Source organism: Amycolatopsis vastitatis (assembly GCF_002234595.1).
Lineage (GTDB): Bacteria > Actinomycetota > Actinomycetes > Mycobacteriales > Pseudonocardiaceae > Amycolatopsis > Amycolatopsis vastitatis.
In genome coordinates, this window is the sequence record NZ_NMUL01000029.1 from 1 (window position 1) to 18,393 (window position 18,393).

At 68.9% G+C, this 18,393-nt stretch carries 15 protein-coding genes; 11 read left to right on the forward strand and 4 right to left on the reverse strand.

Going from position 1 to position 18,393, the window contains the following annotated elements; all coding sequences use genetic code 11:
• Window positions 1-327: 327 nt before the first annotated feature.
• From CF165_RS50395 to CF165_RS26820, 5 genes are all read left to right on the forward strand, one after another.
• Window positions 328-483 carry a hypothetical protein gene (locus tag CF165_RS50395; protein WP_143268673.1) on the forward strand — a complete coding sequence of 52 codons (156 nt, stop codon included), beginning with the start codon at window positions 328-330 and terminating at the stop codon, window positions 481-483.
• 1,376 nt (window positions 484-1,859) lie between these two features.
• On the forward strand, window positions 1,860-2,036 hold the full coding sequence (locus CF165_RS26805; protein WP_205660987.1) for an SDR family oxidoreductase: 177 nt from the start codon (window positions 1,860-1,862) through the stop codon (window positions 2,034-2,036).
• Window positions 2,037-2,333: 297 nt separating this feature from the next.
• Window positions 2,334-5,165: a helix-turn-helix transcriptional regulator gene (locus tag CF165_RS26810; RefSeq protein ID WP_143268674.1), complete on the forward strand. Its 2,832-nt coding sequence runs from the start codon at window positions 2,334-2,336 to the stop codon at window positions 5,163-5,165.
• A gap of 146 nt (window positions 5,166-5,311) precedes the next feature.
• Entirely contained in the window at window positions 5,312-7,609 is a 2,298-nt protein-coding gene (locus tag CF165_RS26815) for a NosD domain-containing protein (protein ID WP_093950348.1), read from the forward strand.
• Window positions 7,610-7,922: 313 nt separating this feature from the next.
• Window positions 7,923-8,273: a glycoside hydrolase family 55 protein gene (locus CF165_RS26820; protein WP_240521801.1), complete on the forward strand. Its 351-nt coding sequence runs from the start codon at window positions 7,923-7,925 to the stop codon at window positions 8,271-8,273.
• 341 nt (window positions 8,274-8,614) lie between these two features.
• On the opposite strand, the gene CF165_RS26825 is transcribed toward CF165_RS26820, so the two are convergent.
• Both CF165_RS26825 and CF165_RS26830 read right to left on the reverse strand, forming a co-directional pair.
• Window positions 8,615-8,986, reverse strand: coding sequence for a DUF742 domain-containing protein (locus CF165_RS26825; RefSeq protein ID WP_093950349.1), 372 nt, complete (start codon window positions 8,984-8,986; stop codon window positions 8,615-8,617).
• Window positions 8,987-9,363: 377 nt separating this feature from the next.
• Window positions 9,364-9,984 carry a DUF998 domain-containing protein gene (locus CF165_RS26830; RefSeq protein ID WP_093950350.1) on the reverse strand — a complete coding sequence of 207 codons (621 nt, stop codon included), beginning with the start codon at window positions 9,982-9,984 and terminating at the stop codon, window positions 9,364-9,366.
• A 141-nt stretch (window positions 9,985-10,125) separates the two neighbouring features.
• Between CF165_RS26830 and CF165_RS26835 the strand changes: the two genes are divergently transcribed.
• On the forward strand, window positions 10,126-10,449 hold the full coding sequence (locus CF165_RS26835) for a YciI family protein (RefSeq protein ID WP_093950351.1): 324 nt from the start codon (window positions 10,126-10,128) through the stop codon (window positions 10,447-10,449).
• Complete coding sequence (locus tag CF165_RS26840; protein ID WP_093950352.1) at window positions 10,446-12,392, forward strand: sigma-70 family RNA polymerase sigma factor; 1,947 nt, start codon at window positions 10,446-10,448, stop codon at window positions 12,390-12,392. The genes CF165_RS26835 and CF165_RS26840 overlap by 4 nt, the downstream gene beginning before the upstream one ends.
• A 143-nt stretch (window positions 12,393-12,535) precedes the next feature.
• Here CF165_RS26840 and CF165_RS52110 read toward each other — a convergent pair whose 3' ends face one another.
• Together CF165_RS52110 and CF165_RS26855 are read right to left on the reverse strand one after the other, a co-directional pair.
• On the reverse strand, window positions 12,536-13,360 hold the full coding sequence (locus CF165_RS52110) for a hypothetical protein (RefSeq protein ID WP_205660988.1): 825 nt from the start codon (window positions 13,358-13,360) through the stop codon (window positions 12,536-12,538).
• Window positions 13,361-13,451: 91 nt separating this feature from the next.
• The gene (locus tag CF165_RS26855) at window positions 13,452-14,249 is read right to left on the reverse strand and encodes an IclR family transcriptional regulator (protein ID WP_093950354.1); all 798 of its coding nucleotides are present in this window, start codon (window positions 14,247-14,249) and stop codon (window positions 13,452-13,454) included.
• Between the two features lie 106 nt (window positions 14,250-14,355).
• Here CF165_RS26855 and CF165_RS26860 point away from each other — a divergent pair, with 106 nt between their 5' ends.
• From CF165_RS26860 to CF165_RS26875, 4 genes are all read left to right on the forward strand, one after another.
• Window positions 14,356-15,318, forward strand: coding sequence for a 5-dehydro-4-deoxyglucarate dehydratase (locus CF165_RS26860; protein ID WP_093950355.1), 963 nt, complete (start codon window positions 14,356-14,358; stop codon window positions 15,316-15,318).
• A gap of 42 nt (window positions 15,319-15,360) precedes the next feature.
• Window positions 15,361-16,698 (forward strand): gluconate:H+ symporter, encoded by a 1,338-nt coding sequence (locus tag CF165_RS26865; RefSeq protein WP_093950356.1) that lies wholly within the window; start codon window positions 15,361-15,363, stop codon window positions 16,696-16,698.
• Window positions 16,699-16,722: 24 nt separating this feature from the next.
• Entirely contained in the window at window positions 16,723-18,057 is a 1,335-nt protein-coding gene (locus CF165_RS26870) for an enolase C-terminal domain-like protein (RefSeq protein WP_093950357.1), read from the forward strand.
• 62 nt (window positions 18,058-18,119) lie between these two features.
• On the forward strand, window positions 18,120-18,393 hold a 274-nt coding region (locus CF165_RS26875; RefSeq protein WP_143268675.1), incomplete at its 3' end, for a TetR/AcrR family transcriptional regulator.

Sequence of the window (18,393 nt, forward strand, 5' to 3'; positions counted from 1 at the left end):
AGCTGAACCCGCGAGACGGTCGACAAGAACCACCGGTGCTCTCCGGCGCTCGCTCCCCGGCTGCCGCTCCCCATCGCTGTCCTGGTGGCGGTTTGCCACGGCGTCGCCGGCGGGCCTTGTCGGGCTGGTTGATCTCGGTCGGCCGCAGCTGTCCGCCGTTGCCGCCGCGCGCCGAAGCGGATCGCTACCGGCCGAACGCCGGGAACCGTTGCGCCAGGTCGCGGTGGGTCGTGTTTGGACGGCCGCGGAAGTGGGCATCAGCCAGGCCAGACAGTCCCCACCGTGACGGCCGGCTCGCTCCGGCCGCACCAGACAGAAAGAGCTGCCGTGATCATCCTCGGTGTCATCCTGCTCGTGATCGGCGTCATCGTCGGCATCCCGGTGCTGACCACGATCGGCGCGGTCTTGGCCGTCGCGGGTGTCGTGCTCGCGATCCTGGGTGGGACTGGGCGCCGCATCGGCGGCCGCGCCCACTGGTTCTGAGTCCGCGCAACTCGTGAGCAGGCGATCTCGTTCCCCGGGAACGAGATCGCCTGCTTTCTGCTGTACCTTCCGGCAGTCGACGTTGTCGATGGACGTCGGTCGTGGTGGGACACCAGGCGAAACTCCACGAGTCACGCGAGCGAACCACGCGCCGCCACAAGCAGGACCATCGGCGGCGCCAGCGGGAAAAGCCACCGCGCCGTCGGCCGCGAGCGGTCACCATCCGGACGATTGTCCCACCAGACAAGGAATTTCTCTTCGTTCAGCCGGTGTTCCGGCTTCGAGCGTCAACCGGAATCGCTGAAGTCTTGATGATCCAGGTCTCATGCGATCGGTTCTCGTGCGTTCGACCATGCCGTTCATCCGCAGTAAGTGATCAGGAGCCAGCGCCAGCCGGTCCCCAGAGCGCATCGCGGAGGAATGTGCCGCCCTGGTGGACGGCCGCCCGGGCGGGACGACGTCGGCCTCGGCGGTGATCACCAGCGCCGGGGGCAGGCCGGTCAGTCGCTCGCGGGTGGCGCGCAGCGGTGCGGCGGTGGTTCGTCGAGATCGCCGGGCCGATCGGCGTATTCGTGCCAGTACCAGCGCGCCTGGCCGCTGCTGAGCAGTTAGCCGGTGGCGAACCGTCGGTGGGAGTCGCTGGTGCACTGCGGATCGGTCAGCGGGTAGTACAGCAGCTGGGCTCGGATTCGGGGGCCGCCGCGGTGCGTCCGGACCTGGGTGAGTCGGTCGACGTCTGTCTCGATTTGATCCCGCTCACTCCCGGACAGGTTCGTCATCACGTCCGGCAGGCCGCAGGCGCCGGTTTCGGCTCTGGTCTGTTCGGAGCGGCAGTAGAGTTCACGGCCGGCCCTGATCGGCGAATTCCTGCTCGTCGCGCGCACCGACGGTCCACGGATCTGCTGCGCAACCAGGTCCGGCAAAGCTGTCGGAGCCTCACGCAAGATCGAGGGAGGCTCCCGTGCTCATGGAGATGGGGGAGCGGGGCCGTGGTCGCAGGCCGTGGCGCGAACGGCTGGTCAGGCATCGTGCTGTCGCGAGCCTGTTGGTAAGCCCGAGGTTTCCGACCGAAGACTGTTGCGCGCGGCCGGACCCGTGCCGAAACCGCAGCGCAGACGGGAGGCGTCGACGGTCCTGGCCTGGAAGCGGGACTCGAACAGATGCCGACAGGCTATTCGACGCAGCCATGGCATCGGCGTCATCCCAGTGCCAAGATCTTTGGGAAAGTGCCATCGATTTTGGGACCCTGCCAAGGGCGGGTTGGTAGTCAGTCGCTATCGCTCAGGCGGGTGGCCAGCTGCGCAGTGCCGTGTCGGCGACCTCTTGGAGGTCGCGACGGGTGATGCCGCTGGCGGCCTGGACGGCGATTCGCCGGCATGGTCGGCGAGGAGAACGCCGAGGCGGTCAAGGCGAGCTTCGCGGAGGAGGTTCCGATCGGCCGGATGGGCACCGCGGAAGAAGTCGCCGCCGCCGTGGCCTTCCTCGCTTCGGATCAGAGCAGCTTCATCGTCGGCGCCAACATCTACGTCGACGGCGGCGAAAAACAATTTTGAGGATGCTCACTGCCACCTGAAAGCGCGCCGGTCGGCGTGGAACACGCTGTGATGGCGGTCGGCGGCGAGTCTCACGGCGCCGTTTCGGACGCTCGTCGACGACTCGGCCTGGGTGCACTCGGGCATGGAAAGGGCACAGTCACCGAAGCGATCGACGAGACGCCGCCCACACGCGTTCCTGCTCGCGTGGCATGATTCGGGCGTGGGTGGTGGAGCGCGCCGGACGTATGCGATAAAATCGATCCGCTCTTGATTCTTTCTCAGCCGCGGGGAGGAAAGACGAGGCATTCGATTCAGTTGCTGGAGCGCGAGCGGGTGTTGCTCACCGCGAAGTCGATTACCGATTCGGCGCGGGGCGGGATCGGCGGCGCTCTGTTCGTCGTCGGCGCGCCCGGGCTGGGGAAGACCAGCCTGTTGGACGCCGTTTCGCATCGTGTCGGGCCGGAATTTCGAGTCGGCCGAGGTACAGCGGATCCGATGGAGTCATCCCTCCCGTTCGGCCTGCTTGATCAAGCGCTCATCGGGCTGGGCACGAGAGCGATCTTCGAGCTGAAGGAATCGGATCGAGGGGCCTCGGACGTTCGGGCACGGGGTTTCTACTCGTTGCTTCGCTGGTTCGATCGGGCTTGTTCGGGTCCTTTGCTGCTCGCCCTGGACGATTTGCATTGGGCGGACCCCGACTCGCTGGCGTTGCTGTTGTTCCTGTGCCGGCGTATCCGTCGCCTGCCCGTTGCGGTACTGGCGACGCTGCGCCCCTGGCCATCAGCGGCTGACGAGGTGTGCGCGCGCCTCGTACAGGCCGGGCAGGCGCGCCTTGAGCGGCTCGCTCCGCTGTCCGATCGGGGGACACGGTCATTCCTCGCTGCCAGGCTGGGTTATCCGCCGCCCGAAATCGAGGTGCGCCGATCGGCGCGGTTGTGTGCGGGCAATCCGTTGCTCCTCGATCAGGTCGCCGCGAGCATCGAGTGCGGCGAGGATCTCGGACGGTTGGCCGCGGACGAGGGCGGCAGAAGCGCGGGCGAGGTGTCCCGGTCGTTGTTGCTGACTCGGTTCGCCGGGCTGCCGGCGGCCGCCCTCCGCTGCATCCGGGCGGGCAGCGTGCTGGGCACCCGTTTCCAGATGGAGATCGCCGTCGAGATCGCCGGCCTCAGGGACGCTGAGGTCGATGCCAGCCTCGAGGCTCTGCAGCGCAGTGGCCTGCTCCGGCAGCTTTCCGGGAGCTGGGTCGAGTTCGTGCATCCGTTGTTTCAGCAGGCGCTGTACGACGACCTCGCCGTCGCCCGCCAGGCCCGGGCGCACACTGAGGCGTTCGGTTGTCTCGTCCGGCGCGGCCGGGACGCGGAGGCGGCCGAGCACGCCGCGCGCAGCGACCTGGTCGACAGCGATCAGGCGCTGGCCGTTCTGGAACGGGCCGGGCGTTCGGCCATGCGGGTCGGTGCCCTCATGAGCGCGGTCACCCATCTGAGCGCGGCCGCCGACCTCGCGGGCGCGCGGGCGAAGCCCGAGCTGCTGCTGGCGCTCGGCGAGGTGCTGCTCGCGGCGGGACGGCTCGTCGACGCGATCGCCGTACTCGAGCGACTCGAGCCGCACGAAGCCGCCGGCCGGGACAACGCGGTCGAGCGAGCATCGGCCGGGGTTCGGGTCGCGGCGATGCGGCTCATCGCCCACTGCCACTATGGCCTGGGCGCCACGGACAAGGCGTCGCTGGCGTTCACCGCGGCACTGGACCTGGCCGGCGCCTTGGGCGAGTCCGCCGAGGTTCCGGTGCTGCTGGACCACGCGCTCGCCTGCTGGATCACCGATGGCCCCGCGGTGGCCCTTCCGCTCGCCGAAGAGGCGTGCGCACGGGCCCCGGCAAGCGGAGGCCCCGCCCGGCGGGCAAGAGCGGTCAGCGGGTTCGTCCGGTTGCTCGCCGGCGATCCGAGCCACCTCGGCGACCTGGCCGCGGCGGCGCGCGCCGCGCAGGGTACGCAGCGCGGTCCGGTCGCCGACCTGGCCGAGCTGAGCTACACCTGGAGCGCGGCGAGCGGGCACGCCCTGGCGGCGGCGTTCACCGAACGGTTCGACGAGGCCGAGCAGGCCTTCCGCGTCGGCATCGAGGTCGCGGACCGGATCGGCGCGGTGGAGGCGATGGCCTCGCTTCAGATGGGCTACGCGTACTCGACCCTGCTGCGCCTCGGCCGGCTGCAGGAGGCGCTCCACACCGTCGACAAGGTCAGCGACCTGGCCGAGGTGGTGCCGTTGATCGAGCAGCCCGCCGCGTTCGCCCACGCGTACGTCCTGTTGCTGATGGACCGGCTCGACGAGAGCGATGCCTGGTGCCGGCGAGGCGAAACATCCGCCGAAACCAGGCCCGGCTGGTGGCCGAGGCAATGGGGCTGGCACGTGCGAGGAATGCGTCACCTCCGCGAAGGCGCGTTGGACGAGGCCGCGGAGTTCTACCTTCGCATCGAGGCCGAGACCGCCCGGCAGGGCATCCGGGAGCCCTGCCTGCTTCCCTGGGCGCGCCATGCGATGGCGGCGCACATCCGCCGTGGGCACACGGCCGACGCGGTACGCGTCGTCGAATGGCTCGAACGCAGTGCCGAGGGGCTGCCCTGCCGATGGCCCCGCATCGCCGCCGCGACCGGCCGCGGCTGGCTGGCCGAGGCGGCCGGCGACGACGCGCGGGCGCAGGCGTGTTTCGAGGCGGCGCTGGCTCACCACGACCAGGTCCGGCTTCCGCTGGAACGGGTGGAGACCCTGCTCGCCTACGGTGCCTTCGTACGCCGCGCGGGCCGGGCGGTACGGGCCAGGGAGCTGTTGCGCGAGGCGCTCGATCTCAGCGAGCGGATCGGAGCGCGGTGGCTGGCCCGGCAGGCGCACGAGGAGCTCGCGGTGGCCGGCGGCAGGCGCCGCCGGCGGGACGAGCAGCCACAGCTGACGGCCCAGGAGCAGCGGGTGGCCGACCTGGCGGGCAGCGGACTCCGCAACCAGGACATCGCCGGGCAGCTGAGCATCTCCACCAAGACGGTCGAATACCACCTGCAGCGGGTATACGCGAAGCTCGGCATCAACTCGCGTCGGTATCTCATCGAGATGCGTGCCCGGGGCGCGCACCGGAAAGACGGCGAACCGGCGACCGGTTGAACATCAACCCGCCGCAAAGGCCCGCGCGACGCCAAGCGACTAGGGATTCTCCCGGTGTTGCGCGCCCCTTCCGCATGCAGACTCCTGACAGCAGTCGGCGGCGCATCGGTCAGGCGCCGTCATGATTTGGCGATCAGGGGGACGAAATGACCGACTACCGCGTATCTGACATCTCCACCGCGACGACACCGACGATCATCGAGAGTTTCCCGTACGGCCGGCTGCCCGCGGCCGGCTCCGCGGGGCGGCTGGCGCGGGTCACCGACACGACGGCGCGGCCGCGGCTGTGGCTGGACGACGGCACCCGGTGGAGCCCGCTCGTGGACAACACAGTCAACGTGTTGAGTTTCGGACCGGTCAGTCCCACGGATCCGGCGACCACGAGGGCGACCCTGCAGGCGGCCTTGGACACGGGCGCCAACGTCTATCTGCCCGCGGGGGTCTACCCCATCGACCGCACGCTCTTTTTCCACAGCGGCCAGGCCATCTTCGGTGACGGCAGGTCCGGCCCGGGGTCCGGTGCGAGGTTTACCGAGATCGTGGTGCCGCAGCCGAAACCCACAACACCCCAGGACCCGCCGCCACCACCGCCACCGCCGATCATCATGTTCCAGTCGGCCACGTACCCCGAGGGCACCAGGGACGTCGTGATCCGTGACCTGAACATCAACAACAACAACAACATGTGGCAGCCCGGCAGCGTGGGCATCGACTTCACCGGCGTGGGCTACTCCCGCGTCGAGCGCGTCTGCATGCGCGGGCACGGTACGGCCATCAAGGGTCGTGACTCCGCGCTCCGGACGTACGTCCGGGCCGGATCACACGATTCGTGGCTCCGCGTCACCGCGACCGACGACCTGCTGTACGCCGACGGCGTTGCCATCGCCATCGAGTACCGGTCGTCCGAGGGAAAGCCGGTCTTGGTGCAGGGTACGGTCCAAGCGGTGGCGGGGCCGAATGATCCGGACTATCCGGCGCTCGAGGTAGGGGCACTGAGGTCCGAAGACGTGAGCCCGCCTCCCTCGCCGAGCCAGCTCCCCGTCGGGGCAAAGGTCTTCCACGACAACAAAATCGGCGGCTACTACAACACCGTCGTGGCGTCTGAGATCGCCAACTGCCTCCGGGGCATCTCGCTGACCAACGACGGTGACGCATGGACCGTCCTTGACGGCAATTTCATGTCGAACATTTGCGGAATCTACGTCGAAGCTTCCGACGCGAACCGATTCCGCAGCAGCTTCGTACTGAACGGAGTTGGTGTGGAGTTCGGTGACAGAAGCGCTGACAACACCGTGCTCTCCGGCAGCAAATTCGAGGGCAACGGCAATCCCGGCAGGTGGACCGATCCGTCGGTGCAGCCGGTCGTGCTCGGCGCTGTACGGTGTCACAAAGGTTCGCGCCAGAACACCATCGAGTCGTGCCAGCTCAGCGACAGCACTGACCACGTGCTCGATGAGACCGACGGGGACAACCTCTATACCGGCCCGCACTCCACCAGTCATCCCACCATGCCCAGCGGCGTCGGCGGCGGCGGCAACATCGTGTCCAACGGCGACTTCGTGGTCGAATCGACGGTACCCGGCATCGCCGACGGCTGGGCCTTCAAGGGGACCGTGCCGACCACGATGGACTTTTCCATCAGGTCCATCAAAGACCATCCCGCCGAGGTGCCGCCGGGAACTCGGGCCGCGCAACTCTGGCATATGGACCAAGGCACCAACGTGCCCTTCGCCCTCTACCGGGAGATCGCGGTCACCCCGGGGCAGTGGTATACATTCACCGCGCGCACCATGGTCGACGATGGCGGTGACGGTCTTTACACACTGTTCATCACCACAACGTTTTCCTCCGGCGACCCCCGTTACAAGCAGCTGTACTACACCGGCCCGCTGCGCAGCCACAATTACTACATCCGCGCGCTGCCCGGCCACGACGATTACAACACCGGCCTCCACCGCACCTCGTTCAAGATCCCTGATGGGGTGGACTCGATCTTCCTGCTCGTGCGCAACTACCTCAACCACACCAACCCTGAAGACCCCAAAGACCGGTCGTGTCTGGTGGAGGCGAAGGACGGGGCCAACGCCTGGTTCGGGAAATTCCACATCGAACCCGGCCGCGGCATCTCCACCGAATCGCGCGACAGCGGAGTGATGAGCCACGTCCAGACGACCGGCGCGCCGCTCACCATCAACGACAAGGCGATCACCATCACCCATCCCTTCCACGCCGTGGCGCCGGGAACGGGCGGCACGCTCAAGAACATCAACCCGCCGGCCGGGTTCAGCGGCATGATCGTGCTCCACGCCACCGGCACCTGGAACGCCACCACCGACGGCACCGGCGCCGGCAAGATCGGCACGCCGCTGTCCATGACGGCCGGGAAAACCGCCTTCGGCTGGTACGACACCGGCAGCGGAACCTGGTGGTTCACGCCGGCGTGAGGCTTAACCGGTGAGGCGTGACCGTATGCGAGCCGCCTTCGGCCCCGGAGGGCCGCCCTCCGGGGCAAGCCTGTCTTTGATCTTGGTTAGGTGGTCCTGGCCCGCTGTGACGGAGGTTTTCCGACCGACGATTTTCTTGACGATGTCGAGTGTCATCCGCAGGGTGTTCTTGGCCCAGTCGACGAGGTCGGCGCTGGTGTAGCCGCCGTCGGCTCATACCCACCTCACGCTGCGGTGGAGGGCCGCGGTGTGGTTCCACGGCTGCGTGGCGGTTACCGCCGCGGCGCATCTCGTGGATGTCAAGGTCAACGAGATGCCGGCCATGCCCGTGCTCGCAAGTACACGTGGGAGGAGTGGCGCATCGCGCGCGGCCGGGTCCAAGGCCGGCTCGGGGGCCGGTGGGTGTTTCGACCCCGCGGCCTTCGGGGCGGTGCCGGACGACGACGCGGACGACCGCGTGCCGATCCAGGCGGCCATCGACGCGGCGAGCACCGCGGGCGGTGGCACGGTGTGCCTGGGCAGCGGGCGTTGGCGGGTGACCCGCGCGCCGGTGGGTTCTTACGACCGGGCCGCGGCGCTGTCCACGCACGCAGCGCACGTGACGTTCAGCGGCGCCGGGCGCAGGGGGAGCTCGAGTTCGCTGGCCGACGAACGGGCTGCGTAATTCCGCTGGTCAGCGCCGTTGAGCGACTTTTGGGACCCCACAGGGTGTGTTGCTGCACCGACTTCGGAGGTGGGGCCGTGGTCGGTGGAAATGTGGTTCGACAGTGCGTGGTTGCGGTGCACGGCTCCGGCTGACCGCATAGGCCGCGGTAGCGTCGGTGGGTGAGGTGGGGACCGGCCCCGCTCGATGTCGAATTGCCCCAGTTCAACCCGGGACGAGGCACGGGGTCTCTGAAGTGCCGGCGCGCGAGGTGTCGGCGGCGGTCGCGGCGTCGGATCAGGTGCTTCCCAAATCGGCCAGGCCGCACACTTGGTTCGGCTGCGAGGTTGCGGCGAGAGTAGTTACGTCATTGCGTGAAGACCACGAAGAACCCGCTCCATGAAGTCGATGCTGGGACGATCGCCGGGGGCCAGCTGCGTGTCTTGGACAGCCACCAGGCCACGGTCGGCGAGGTCGGACACCAGGACCCGTGCGACGCCCAGGGGAATTCGTCGATACGCGGCGATTTCCGCGACCGATTGCGACGAGCGGCACAGGAGGCAGATTGCCGCCTCTTCGCGGGAGCAGGCGTGCTCCGGAGCACGGCCTCGCTCGGTTGCCGCAATGAGCGTTTCGACGGGGAGCGTGCGCGTGGGCCGCGTACGTCCATGGGTGCGGAAGTACGGACGGACAAGATCGGCCGTGTCCAGGTCGAGCCCTAACGCCGGCTCCACATCGGCTCCTCACAGCAATTATCGACTGTCGTAAATGTTTGTCGGTCAACCAATCGTCAGCAATCGTCCGAACGGGTAAAGAACTGGTAACAGTCGGTGGCTTCGCTGCGCTACATCCAGAAAGCTGCGCCATCTGATCGACGGACGGGGACACGGTCGCCGTCAGCTTGGCCGGTCGCGGTGTTCACTCTGTGGCTATCCAGTGTCCGACCCTCCGGACACTGAGCCGGAGGTTTCGCGTGCTGAAACCACTGGGAACGGGGCGACGGCTTCGCGATCCCGCCAGACCGGCAGGGCGCCCACTTCCGCGAGGAGTTCGAGCGGCCGGCCGGTCGCCCTGGCGACCGGCCGGTGAAGATCACCCGTGTCCGCGCGGTTCAGCGGAGGCGGGCGGCGACGACGGCGACCCAGAGCATCGCGGTGATGGCACCGACGGCGAGGGTCAGCGAACCGGCCGCGCCACCGGTCATCGCCCAGACGTCGCCGAGCAGCAACGCGCTTCCGGTGACGTGGGAAACCACGGCGTCACGGTGGTTGCCGGTGCGGGCGAAGTGGCGGCCGAGGACGTAGCAGGCGGCGATGAGCGAGATGAAGGCGATACTGCCGGCGGCCATGTGCCCGTAGGAGTGCCACGACATCGTCTGCGGTATCCCCGCCGGTGTCCCGGCGGGAAAGCCGTCGGCAGGGTCCATCGGGAGGATGCCGGCCGCGAGCATCCCGACACCGTTGACCAGCACGAGCCGTGGCGCCCAAGTGCTGCTCAGGGCCTGGCGAAGGCCGGTCGCGCCGATGACGATCAGCACACCGGCGACGACGAAGTTCGCGATCTGCAGCCAGCCGAGCGAGCCGGTGCTGAGCATGCTGAGCGGGTGGCGGGTCAGGTCGAAGCCGTCGCGGAGGGCCGCCTGCGCCAGGGAGACGGTGGCCCACAGTGGCGCCGCGACCGCCAGGCAGGTCAGCCGGGCGGAGGCGGTGGAGCGCTGGGTCGTGGTGGTCATGTCGGTCCTTTCTCGAAATTCCGTTCTTGCCCAGCCGTCGCCCGGCCGATGTGACAGGGAATGACCGCGTTCCCTGTCGGTTAGGGTGTTCGACGTCGGGGTGACAGGCGAACCGCCACGGAAGAGACGAGAGGCAAGCCGATGCGCTACCTGATGATGTCCAAGGCCACCGACCAGACCCCCGACGAGAAGCTCTACGCCGAGATGGGCAAGTTCATCGAGGAGATGACCGCGGCGGGGGTGCTTCTGGCCACCGGCGGCCTGAACCCCAAGGGCATCCGGGTCACCTCCGCCGGTGACGAGATCACGGTGACCGACGGACCGTTCACCGAGGCCAAGGAGGCGGTGGCCGGCTTCGCGCTGGTCGAGGTGCGCTCCGAGGAAGAGGCGATCGAGCTGGCCCGCCGCTTCCGCAAGGTGGTGGGGGACGGCGAGAGCATCATCCAGCAGGTCTTCGGGCCGTGATCGACGTCCGCCGCACGGTCGACGCGGTCTGGAAGCTCGAATCGGCGGGCATCATCGGCGGTCTCACGCGGATCGTGCGTGACGTGGGACTGGCCGAGGAGCTGGCCCAGGATGCCCTCGTCGCCGCGCTCGAGCAGTGGCCGGAGTCCGGGGTGCCGGACAATCCGGGTGCCTGGTTGATGACCACGGCCAAGCGACGCGCGATCGACCACCTGCGGCGGGCGGCCCGGCTCGAGCGCCGGCACGAGGACCTCGCCCGCGAGCTCGACCAGCCTCAGGACGTCGAGCACGAAGACGTCCTGAGGCTGATGTTCCTGTCCTGCCACCCGGTGTTGCCGACCCAGCAGCGGGTCTCGCTCACGCTGCGGCTCGTCGGCGGGCTCACCGCCGCCGAGATCGCGCGCGCGTTCCTCACCTCCGAACAGCTGATCACGCAGCGCGTCGCCGCGGCCAAGGAGGCGCTGGCGCGGGAAGGAGTCGCCTTCGAGCTGCCGGCCGGCGAGTCCCTGGCCGGGCGGCTGTCGTCGGTGCTCGAGGTCGTGTACCTGATCTTCAACGAGGGCTACGCGGCGACCTCCGGGGACGATCTGATGCGGCCGGGTCTGTGTCAGGAGGCGTTGCGGCTCGGCAGGCTGCTGGCCGAGCTGGCGCCGGACGAAGCCGAGGTGCACGGGCTGGTCGCGCTGATGGAGATCCAGGCGGCGCGATCGGCCGCGCGGACCGGCCCGTCCGGGGAACCGGTCCGGTTGCACGAGCAGAACCGGGGACGCTGGGACCCGTTGCTGATCCGCCGCGGGTTCACGGCCATGCTGCGGGCACGGGACCTCGGCGGGCCGCCCGGTCCGTATGTGCTGCAGGCCGCGATCGCGGTGTGCCACACCCAGGCCCGCACCGCGGAGGACACCGACTGGACCCAGATCGCGACGCTGTACGACGCGCTGGTCCGGCTGCTGCCCACGCCGATCGTCCGGCTCAACCGGGCTGTCGCGGTCGGCGAGGCGCGCGGACCGGAAGCCGGGCTCGCGCTGGTCGACGAGCTGACGACCGACCGCACGCTGCGGGACTACCACCTGCTGCCCAGCGTCCGAGGCGACCTGCTCGCCCGGTTGGGACGGCACGCCGAGGCGCGCGTCGAGTTCGGACGGGCGGCGGCGATGACGAAGAACGCGGCCGAACGCGGCTTTCTCCTCCGCCGTGCCCACGAACTGGAGACGAACACCTCCGCCGTGACACTCGCGCAGGCGGCCGCGGACTTTCTGGCGCGAGGAGACCTCGACACGGCGACCCTGCGCTCCTACGGGCAGACACTGCGGCGCTTGCGTCTGTCCTTGGGCGACAGACGGCCGCTCGAGTCGTTGACGGCCCAGGACGTGACGAACGTGTTCGAGCTGTCGTGGAGCGACGCCGCGGCGAAAACCTGGAACCGGCACCGATCAGCGATCCGGTCGTTCGCCGCATGGGGGTCGCTGGCGGACCTGGCGGCCGGGCTGCCGCGGCGTGCCGAGACGCACCAGCGGATTCCGGCCATCGGCACCGAGCACCTCGAGCGCCTGTGGACTCTCGACGCACCGGTGCGCGAACAGACCCTGTGGCGCCTGCTCCACGAGTCGGCGGCCCAGGTGCGAGTCGTGCTGTCGCTCGATGTCGAGGACCTCGACCTGGAAGACCGTCGCGCCTGGGCAAGCGGCACCTGGGTGAGCTGGCGTTCCGCCACGGCACGGCTGCTGCCTGATCTGCTGACGGGACGCACCCGTGGCCCCCTGTTCCTGGCCGAGCGCAGGCCCGGGCCGGCCCGGATGCCCTCGACCCGGGATCTGTGCCCGGACACGGGCCGGAGCCGGTTGTCCTACGAACGGGCCGAGTACCTGTTCAAACAGGCAACCCGGGCACTGGACCCCGCGGGCCGCGGCTACACACTTCGTCAACTCCGCGCACCAGCATGAGTGCATGATCTCCCGCATTGCCGTCGGGCGTTCGGGAAGCGATCAGTGGCTCCCCTCATTCTGATCTGGATCGAGTTGATCCCTCCCGGAACGCGATGACCAGCTCGCCCGCCGCGGACGGCGGCACCTGGACAACCGGCCAGTCACAACCGCACGCGGCTTTTCGGCCCTGGTGCCGGACCTGATGTGTCACGGAGCCGCCGGAGACGGCTTCTCGCGTTCATCCCGCACCGCGACCTGTACCCGACTGTCGCTGCGATAGCGGTGAAGGTGGGCAAGGCGCGGGTCTCGGCGTCGAGATCAGGACCACCCGACCAGTGCGCGGCATCCGGCGTGGTCAGCTTGCGCACGCAGGCGATCAACCTGACGTTCTTGTTCGCGCTGTGGCGCAGGCTTTCCGCCTTTGGTCGATTCAGTGAAGCCCGAGTGATACGCGTGCGCTCCTGAGCTTGAGTGTTGGTATCGGGAACGAAGGGTGCGCAGGCCGGTGCGGATTTCGCTGACCAGGATGTCGGGCTGTTCCAAGGCCGCGAAGTGCCCGCCCTTGTCGGCGCAACGCCTCCGCCGCGGAAGCGGACGCGACGTGGGTCGAATTCATCGCCCGCGGCTGGCCGGTGGCACACCGGTACCGAGTGCTGTTGGCGTTGCGCCGTGGCGAGTACGGCGAGGCGATCCACGGCCTGCTCGGGCCAGTCGATGAACTTCTCGCCGACCTCGTGAAACGGGGACAGGACAGCGACGTGTTCGCGCAGCACCTGCCGGCAGGCATTCTGAGCCAGCTCGCCTACGGCGCCGTGTTCGCCATCGCGGACAGCGATCGGTCGAACGGGACTCTCGGCGCCCGAGCAGCGACGATCACGAGCCTGCTGATGCTGGGAGTTCCCGAGACGCGCGCAATCGCTCTCGTGGGCGACCAGCCCTGCCCCGCAGCACTCCGGGTGCGCGCGGACGGGAAGATCGTCGAACACCGGGACGTGGTCCAGGACGTGGCGGAGAACCTCCGCCGACGACAACACGATGTTCTGATCCCGGAGATCGGACCGGGGAGGGGGGTGACCGTCAGCGCCAGTCGGGGGCGCCCGGCGCCAGCAGGGTCTCGATCTTCAGCCGGATCTCGCCCATGACGGTCACGATGCGGGATTCGTGGTCCGCGGTGAGCCTGGCCAGGGGGACCGAGCAACTGATCGCGTCGATGGCGGGGGTGTCGTAGCGCAGGGCGAACCCGAAGCCCGCTATCCCCGGCACGGTTTCCTCGTGTTCGATCGCGTACCCGCGCTCGCGGACCTGCGCCAGGTCGGCCAGCAGTGACGCGCGGTCGGTGTGCGTGTTCTCGGTCAGCGCGGTGAGCGGCTCGGCGAGGTGTGCGAGTTCGGCGTCGGAACGCTCGGCGAGCAGCGCCTTGCCGAGCGCTCCGGCGTGCGCCGGGATCCGGCGGCCGACCCGGCTTATCGTGCGCACGTATTCGTGGGACTCGCGAGTGGCGAGGTAGACGACGTTCGGGCTGTCGAACCGCGCCAGGTGGATCGTCTCGCCGAGCGCGTCCGAGGCCTCGTCCAGATAGGGGCGGATCACGCGCACGCGCCGATCGGTGTCGAGGTAGCTCGTGCCCGTGAGCAGGGCGCGGATACCGATCCCGTACAGGGAGCCGGTGACGTCTGTGCGCACCCAGTGGCAGGCCACGAGGGTCTGCAGCAGCTGGTACATGCTGCTGCGCGGCACGCCCAGCTCCGCGGCGAGCTCGTCGAGGCGGGCAGGCCGATCGCCTCGTGCGGCCAGCAGCTCCAGGAGCGCGACGGTCCGCGCCGCGGACTTCACCCCGCGGACTCCCGTGGCCTGGCCTTCGTCACCCTCCGACATGCCCCCATCGTAAGTCCGCACTCGGCGCGCCCATTGACCCCCGGCGTTCACCTGTCTACCCTCCATCTGCATACATAGACAGCATCTGCATATAGGGACGTTGTTCATGAATCTGATCAACGCACACACCCCCGAAGCCGTCGCCGAGCGGCTGCGCGACGGCATGGCGGGCGGAGTTCTTTCCTTCCCGCTCACCAGCTTCGGGGACAACGGGGACCTCGATCCGGACTCGTATCGCACGTACCTGGGCACGCAGCTCGCCGCGGGGCCGGGGGCGGTGTTCCCGGCCTGCGGGACAGGGGAGTTCGGCGCGCTGGACGAGGACGAGTACCGCTCGGTCGTCACGACCGCGGTCGAGGTGGCGGGCGGCCGGGTGCCGGTGGTCGCGGGCATCGGCTACGGCTGGGCCCAGGCGCGGCGGTTCGCCCGGATCGCGGAGGAGGCAGGGGCGGATGCCCTGCTGGTGCTGCCGCACTACCTGGTCACCGCCCCGCAGGACGGCCTGGTGGAGCAGCTGCGCCGGATCGCCGGCGGGACCCGGCTGCCGCTGATCGCCTACCAGCGCGACCAGGTCTCGTTCACCGCCGCCGGCCTGCGCCGCATCGCCGAGATCCCGACCGTCATCGGCCTCAAGGACGGGCGCAGCGACCTCGACCTGCTGCAGCGGCTCACCCTCGCGGCGCCGAGCGGCTTCCTCTTCTTCAACGGCGCGGCCACCGCCGAAATCCAGGCTCGCGCCTACGCCACGGTGGGCGTTCCGGCCTATTCCTCGGCTGTGCACGCTTTCGCGCCCGAGATCGCGCGCGCCTTCTTCACCGCCCTGACCGCATCGGACGACGACGCCGTCGACCAGTTGCTGCGGGAGTTCTACGTGCCGCTGGTGGAACTACGCGACCGCGTGCCGGGTTACGCCGTCTCACTGGTCAAGGCGGCCGCCCGGCTGCGTGAGCTGCCCGTGGGCCCCGTCCGTGCGCCCTTGACCGACCCCGGGCCGGACGACCTCGCCGACCTCGCGAAGGTCCTCGACACCGGACTTGCCCTCGTCGGAGCCGCGCGCCGGCTCGCCTGAGCTCACCCGCCTGCTCGACCCACAGTTCAAAGGGGAACTGACATGCCACTCGTCGTGGTCGGTATCAGCGTTGTGATCCTGCTCCTGTTGATGACGAAGCTGAAGCTGAACGGCTTCGCCGCCTTGCTCCTCGTCGCCGTGGCCGTGGCGATCGTCCGGGGCATTCCCCTGGCCGACATCCCCGATGTGCTGTCCGACGGCATCGGCGGCCAGATCGGGGACACGATGCTCACCATCGGTCTCGGGGCGATGGTCGGCCGGGTGATGGGCGATTCCGGGGCCGCGCAGCGGATCGCCGGCAAGCTCCTCGACGCGTTCGGCCCACGGTGGGTCCAGGTGGCCATGGTCGTCACGTCCATGCTCATCGGCGTGACCATGTTCTACGAGGTCGCCTTCGTCATCATCGTGCCCATCGCGTTCACCCTGGTCCGCGTCACCGGAGCCAAACTGCTGTGGGTCGGCCTGCCGATGTCGATCGCCCTGTCGACCATGCACAGCTTCCTGCCGCCCCACCCCGGCCCGACCGCCGTCGCCGCGACCTTCCACGCCTCGGTCGGACTGACACTGTTCTACGGGCTGTTCATCGCCATCCCGGCCGGCGCGCTCATCGCCCTCGTGTGGCCGCGGCTGCCGTTCGTCAAGCGAATGGATCCCGCCGTCCCCACCGGCCTGGTCGGCGAACGCGAGTTCACCGACGAGGAAATGCCCGGGCTCGGCTGGTCCCTGGGCGTCGCGCTGTTCCCCGTGGTGCTGATCGCCGGCGCCGCGGTGACCGAACTGGCCGTTTCCAGCGACAGCCACTTCATGCACTTGATCGCCTTCATCGGCTCGGCCCCGATCGCGTTGCTGCTCACCCTGCTGCTGGCAATCTGGGTGTTCGGCCCGCGAATCGGCCGGAGCCTCGAAGAAGTCGGCGGCTCCTGCGCCTCGGCGGCCAAGGCGATGGCGATGATCCTGCTGGTCATCGGAGCCGGCGGCGCCTTCAAGAATGTTCTCGTCGAGGGCGGGATCTCCGACTACATCAAGGACGTCACGCACAGCTGGCCCATCTCGCCGCTCGTCCTCGCCTGGCTCATCGCGGTCATCCTGCGCGTGGCGCTCGGCTCCGCCACGGTCGCCGTCGTCACCGCCTCCGGCGTCGTGCTGCCGCTGGTGGCGGGCAGCGGGATCAACCCCGTGCTGATGGTGCTGGCCGTTTCCTGTGGTTCGATCGCCTTCTCCCACGTCAACGACCCGGGCTTCTGGCTGTTCAAGGAGTACTTCAACCTCTCGGTCGTCGAAGCGATCAAGGTCCGGACCACCTACACCACGGTCCTCGCCATCCTCGGCCTCGGCGGCGTCCTCGCCCTTGACGGCATCTTGGGTGCCCTCAACGTTTGATCAACCCGTCACAGGAAGACATCCATGAGCGTCAAGCAGCCGATCGTCACCGCTTTCTCCGTCTACCCGGTCGCCGGCCGGGACTGCATGGAGCTGAACCTCTCCGGCGCCCACGGCCCCTACTTCACCCGCAACATCGTCGTCATGGAGGACTCCGAGGGACGCACGGGCCTGGGCGAGGTGCCAGGTGGGGAAAAGATCACCCGGACGCTGCGCGAGGCCGAATCGCTCGTCGTCGGCGCGAAGGTGGGGGACTACAAGCGCGTCCTTCGCGAGATCGGCGACCGGTTCGCCGACCGCGACACCGCCGGCCGCGGCGCCCAGACCTTCGACCTGCGCACCACCGTCCACGCGGTGACCGCCGTCGAGGCGGCGATGCTCGACCTGCTGGGGCAGCACCTCGAGGTGCCGGTCGCGGCGTTGCTCGGTGACGGACAGCAGCGCGACTCCGTCCGGGTCCTCGGCTACCTGTTCTACGTCGGCGATCCCGACCGCACCGACCTCGAATACGCCCGCGAACCCGGCTCGGCTGCCGACTGGTACCGGATCCGGCACGAAGAAGCCCTGACACCCGAGGCGATCGTCCGCCAGGCCGACGCCACCTACGACCTGTACGGCTTCCGCGACTTCAAGCTCAAAGGCGGCGTCTTGGCCGGCGCGGAAGAGGTCGACGCGATCCTCGCGCTCAAAGAACGCTTTCCCGAGGCCCGGATCACGCTCGATCCGAACGGCGCCTGGTCCCTGCGCGAAGCGATCGAGCTGTGCCGTCCCCTGGTCGGTACCCTCGCCTACGCCGAGGACCCGTGCGGCGCCGAGGACGGCTACTCCGGACGCGAAGTCCTCGCCGAGTTCCGCCGCGCGACCGGTCTGCCCACCGCGACCAACATGATCGCCACCGACTGGCGGCAGCTGACCCACGCGCTGGCCCTGAACTCGGTCTCCATCCCGCTGGCCGACCCGCATTTCTGGACCATGCAGGGGTCGGTCCGGGTGGCTCAGCTGTGCCACGCGATGGGCTTGACCTGGGGATGCCACTCCAACAACCACTTCGACATCTCCCTGGCCATGGTCATCCACTGCGGCGCCGCCGCCCCTGGCGAGTACAACGCCCTGGACACGCACTGGATCTGGCAGGAAGGCCTGGAACGGCTCACCGTGGCCCCGCCCCGCATCGTCGACGGCGAGATCGCGGTTCCCGGCGGTCCCGGCCTCGGCATCCGCCTCGACCGGGAGCGGCTCCTCGCCGCCCACGAGCTGTACCGGGAGAAGGCACTGGGCGCCCGGGACGACGCGATCGGGATGCGCTACCTGGTTTCCGGCTGGGAGTTCGACAGCAAACGTCCCTGCCTCGTGCGATGATCGCGCGCACTGCTGTAAACCGATCGGTTTTCAATTCGGCGAAACCGGGCTAACCTCGCAGTATGACCACCGAAACGAAACCAAACTCCCGGGAGCGCCTGTTGGAGGCGGCGGCCACGCTCACCTACCGGGACGGTGTCGGCATCGGTGTCGAGGCGCTGTGCAAGGCGGCCGGGGTGTCGAAGCGGTCCCTGTATCAGCTGTTCGAGAGCAAGGACGAACTGCTGGCGGCGAGCCTGAAGGAAGGCGCGGCGGCCTTCGTGGCCGGTTTGCTGCCCCCGCCGGACGACGGCTCGTCCCGTGAGCGGATCCTGCACGTCTTCCGGCAGCTGGGGG

What these genes read in the sequence shown, in the direction of transcription:
- CF165_RS26805 (WP_205660987.1), top strand. Translation starts at nt 1,860, where the DNA reads ATGGTCGGCGAGGAGAACGCCGAGGCGGTCAAGGCGAGCTTCGCGGAG.
- CF165_RS26815 (WP_093950348.1), top strand. Translation starts at nt 5,312, where the DNA reads ATGACCGACTACCGCGTATCTGACATCTCCACCGCGACGACACCGACG.
- CF165_RS26820 (WP_240521801.1), top strand. Translation starts at nt 7,923, where the DNA reads ATGCCGGCCATGCCCGTGCTCGCAAGTACACGTGGGAGGAGTGGCGCA.
- CF165_RS26830 (WP_093950350.1), bottom strand. Translation starts at nt 9,984, where the DNA reads ATGACCACCACGACCCAGCGCTCCACCGCCTCCGCCCGGCTGACCTGC.
- CF165_RS26835 (WP_093950351.1), top strand. Translation starts at nt 10,126, where the DNA reads ATGCGCTACCTGATGATGTCCAAGGCCACCGACCAGACCCCCGACGAG.
- CF165_RS26855 (WP_093950354.1), bottom strand. Translation starts at nt 14,249, where the DNA reads ATGTCGGAGGGTGACGAAGGCCAGGCCACGGGAGTCCGCGGGGTGAAG.
- CF165_RS26860 (WP_093950355.1), top strand. Translation starts at nt 14,356, where the DNA reads ATGAATCTGATCAACGCACACACCCCCGAAGCCGTCGCCGAGCGGCTG.
- CF165_RS26865 (WP_093950356.1), top strand. Translation starts at nt 15,361, where the DNA reads ATGCCACTCGTCGTGGTCGGTATCAGCGTTGTGATCCTGCTCCTGTTG.
- CF165_RS26870 (WP_093950357.1), top strand. Translation starts at nt 16,723, where the DNA reads ATGAGCGTCAAGCAGCCGATCGTCACCGCTTTCTCCGTCTACCCGGTC.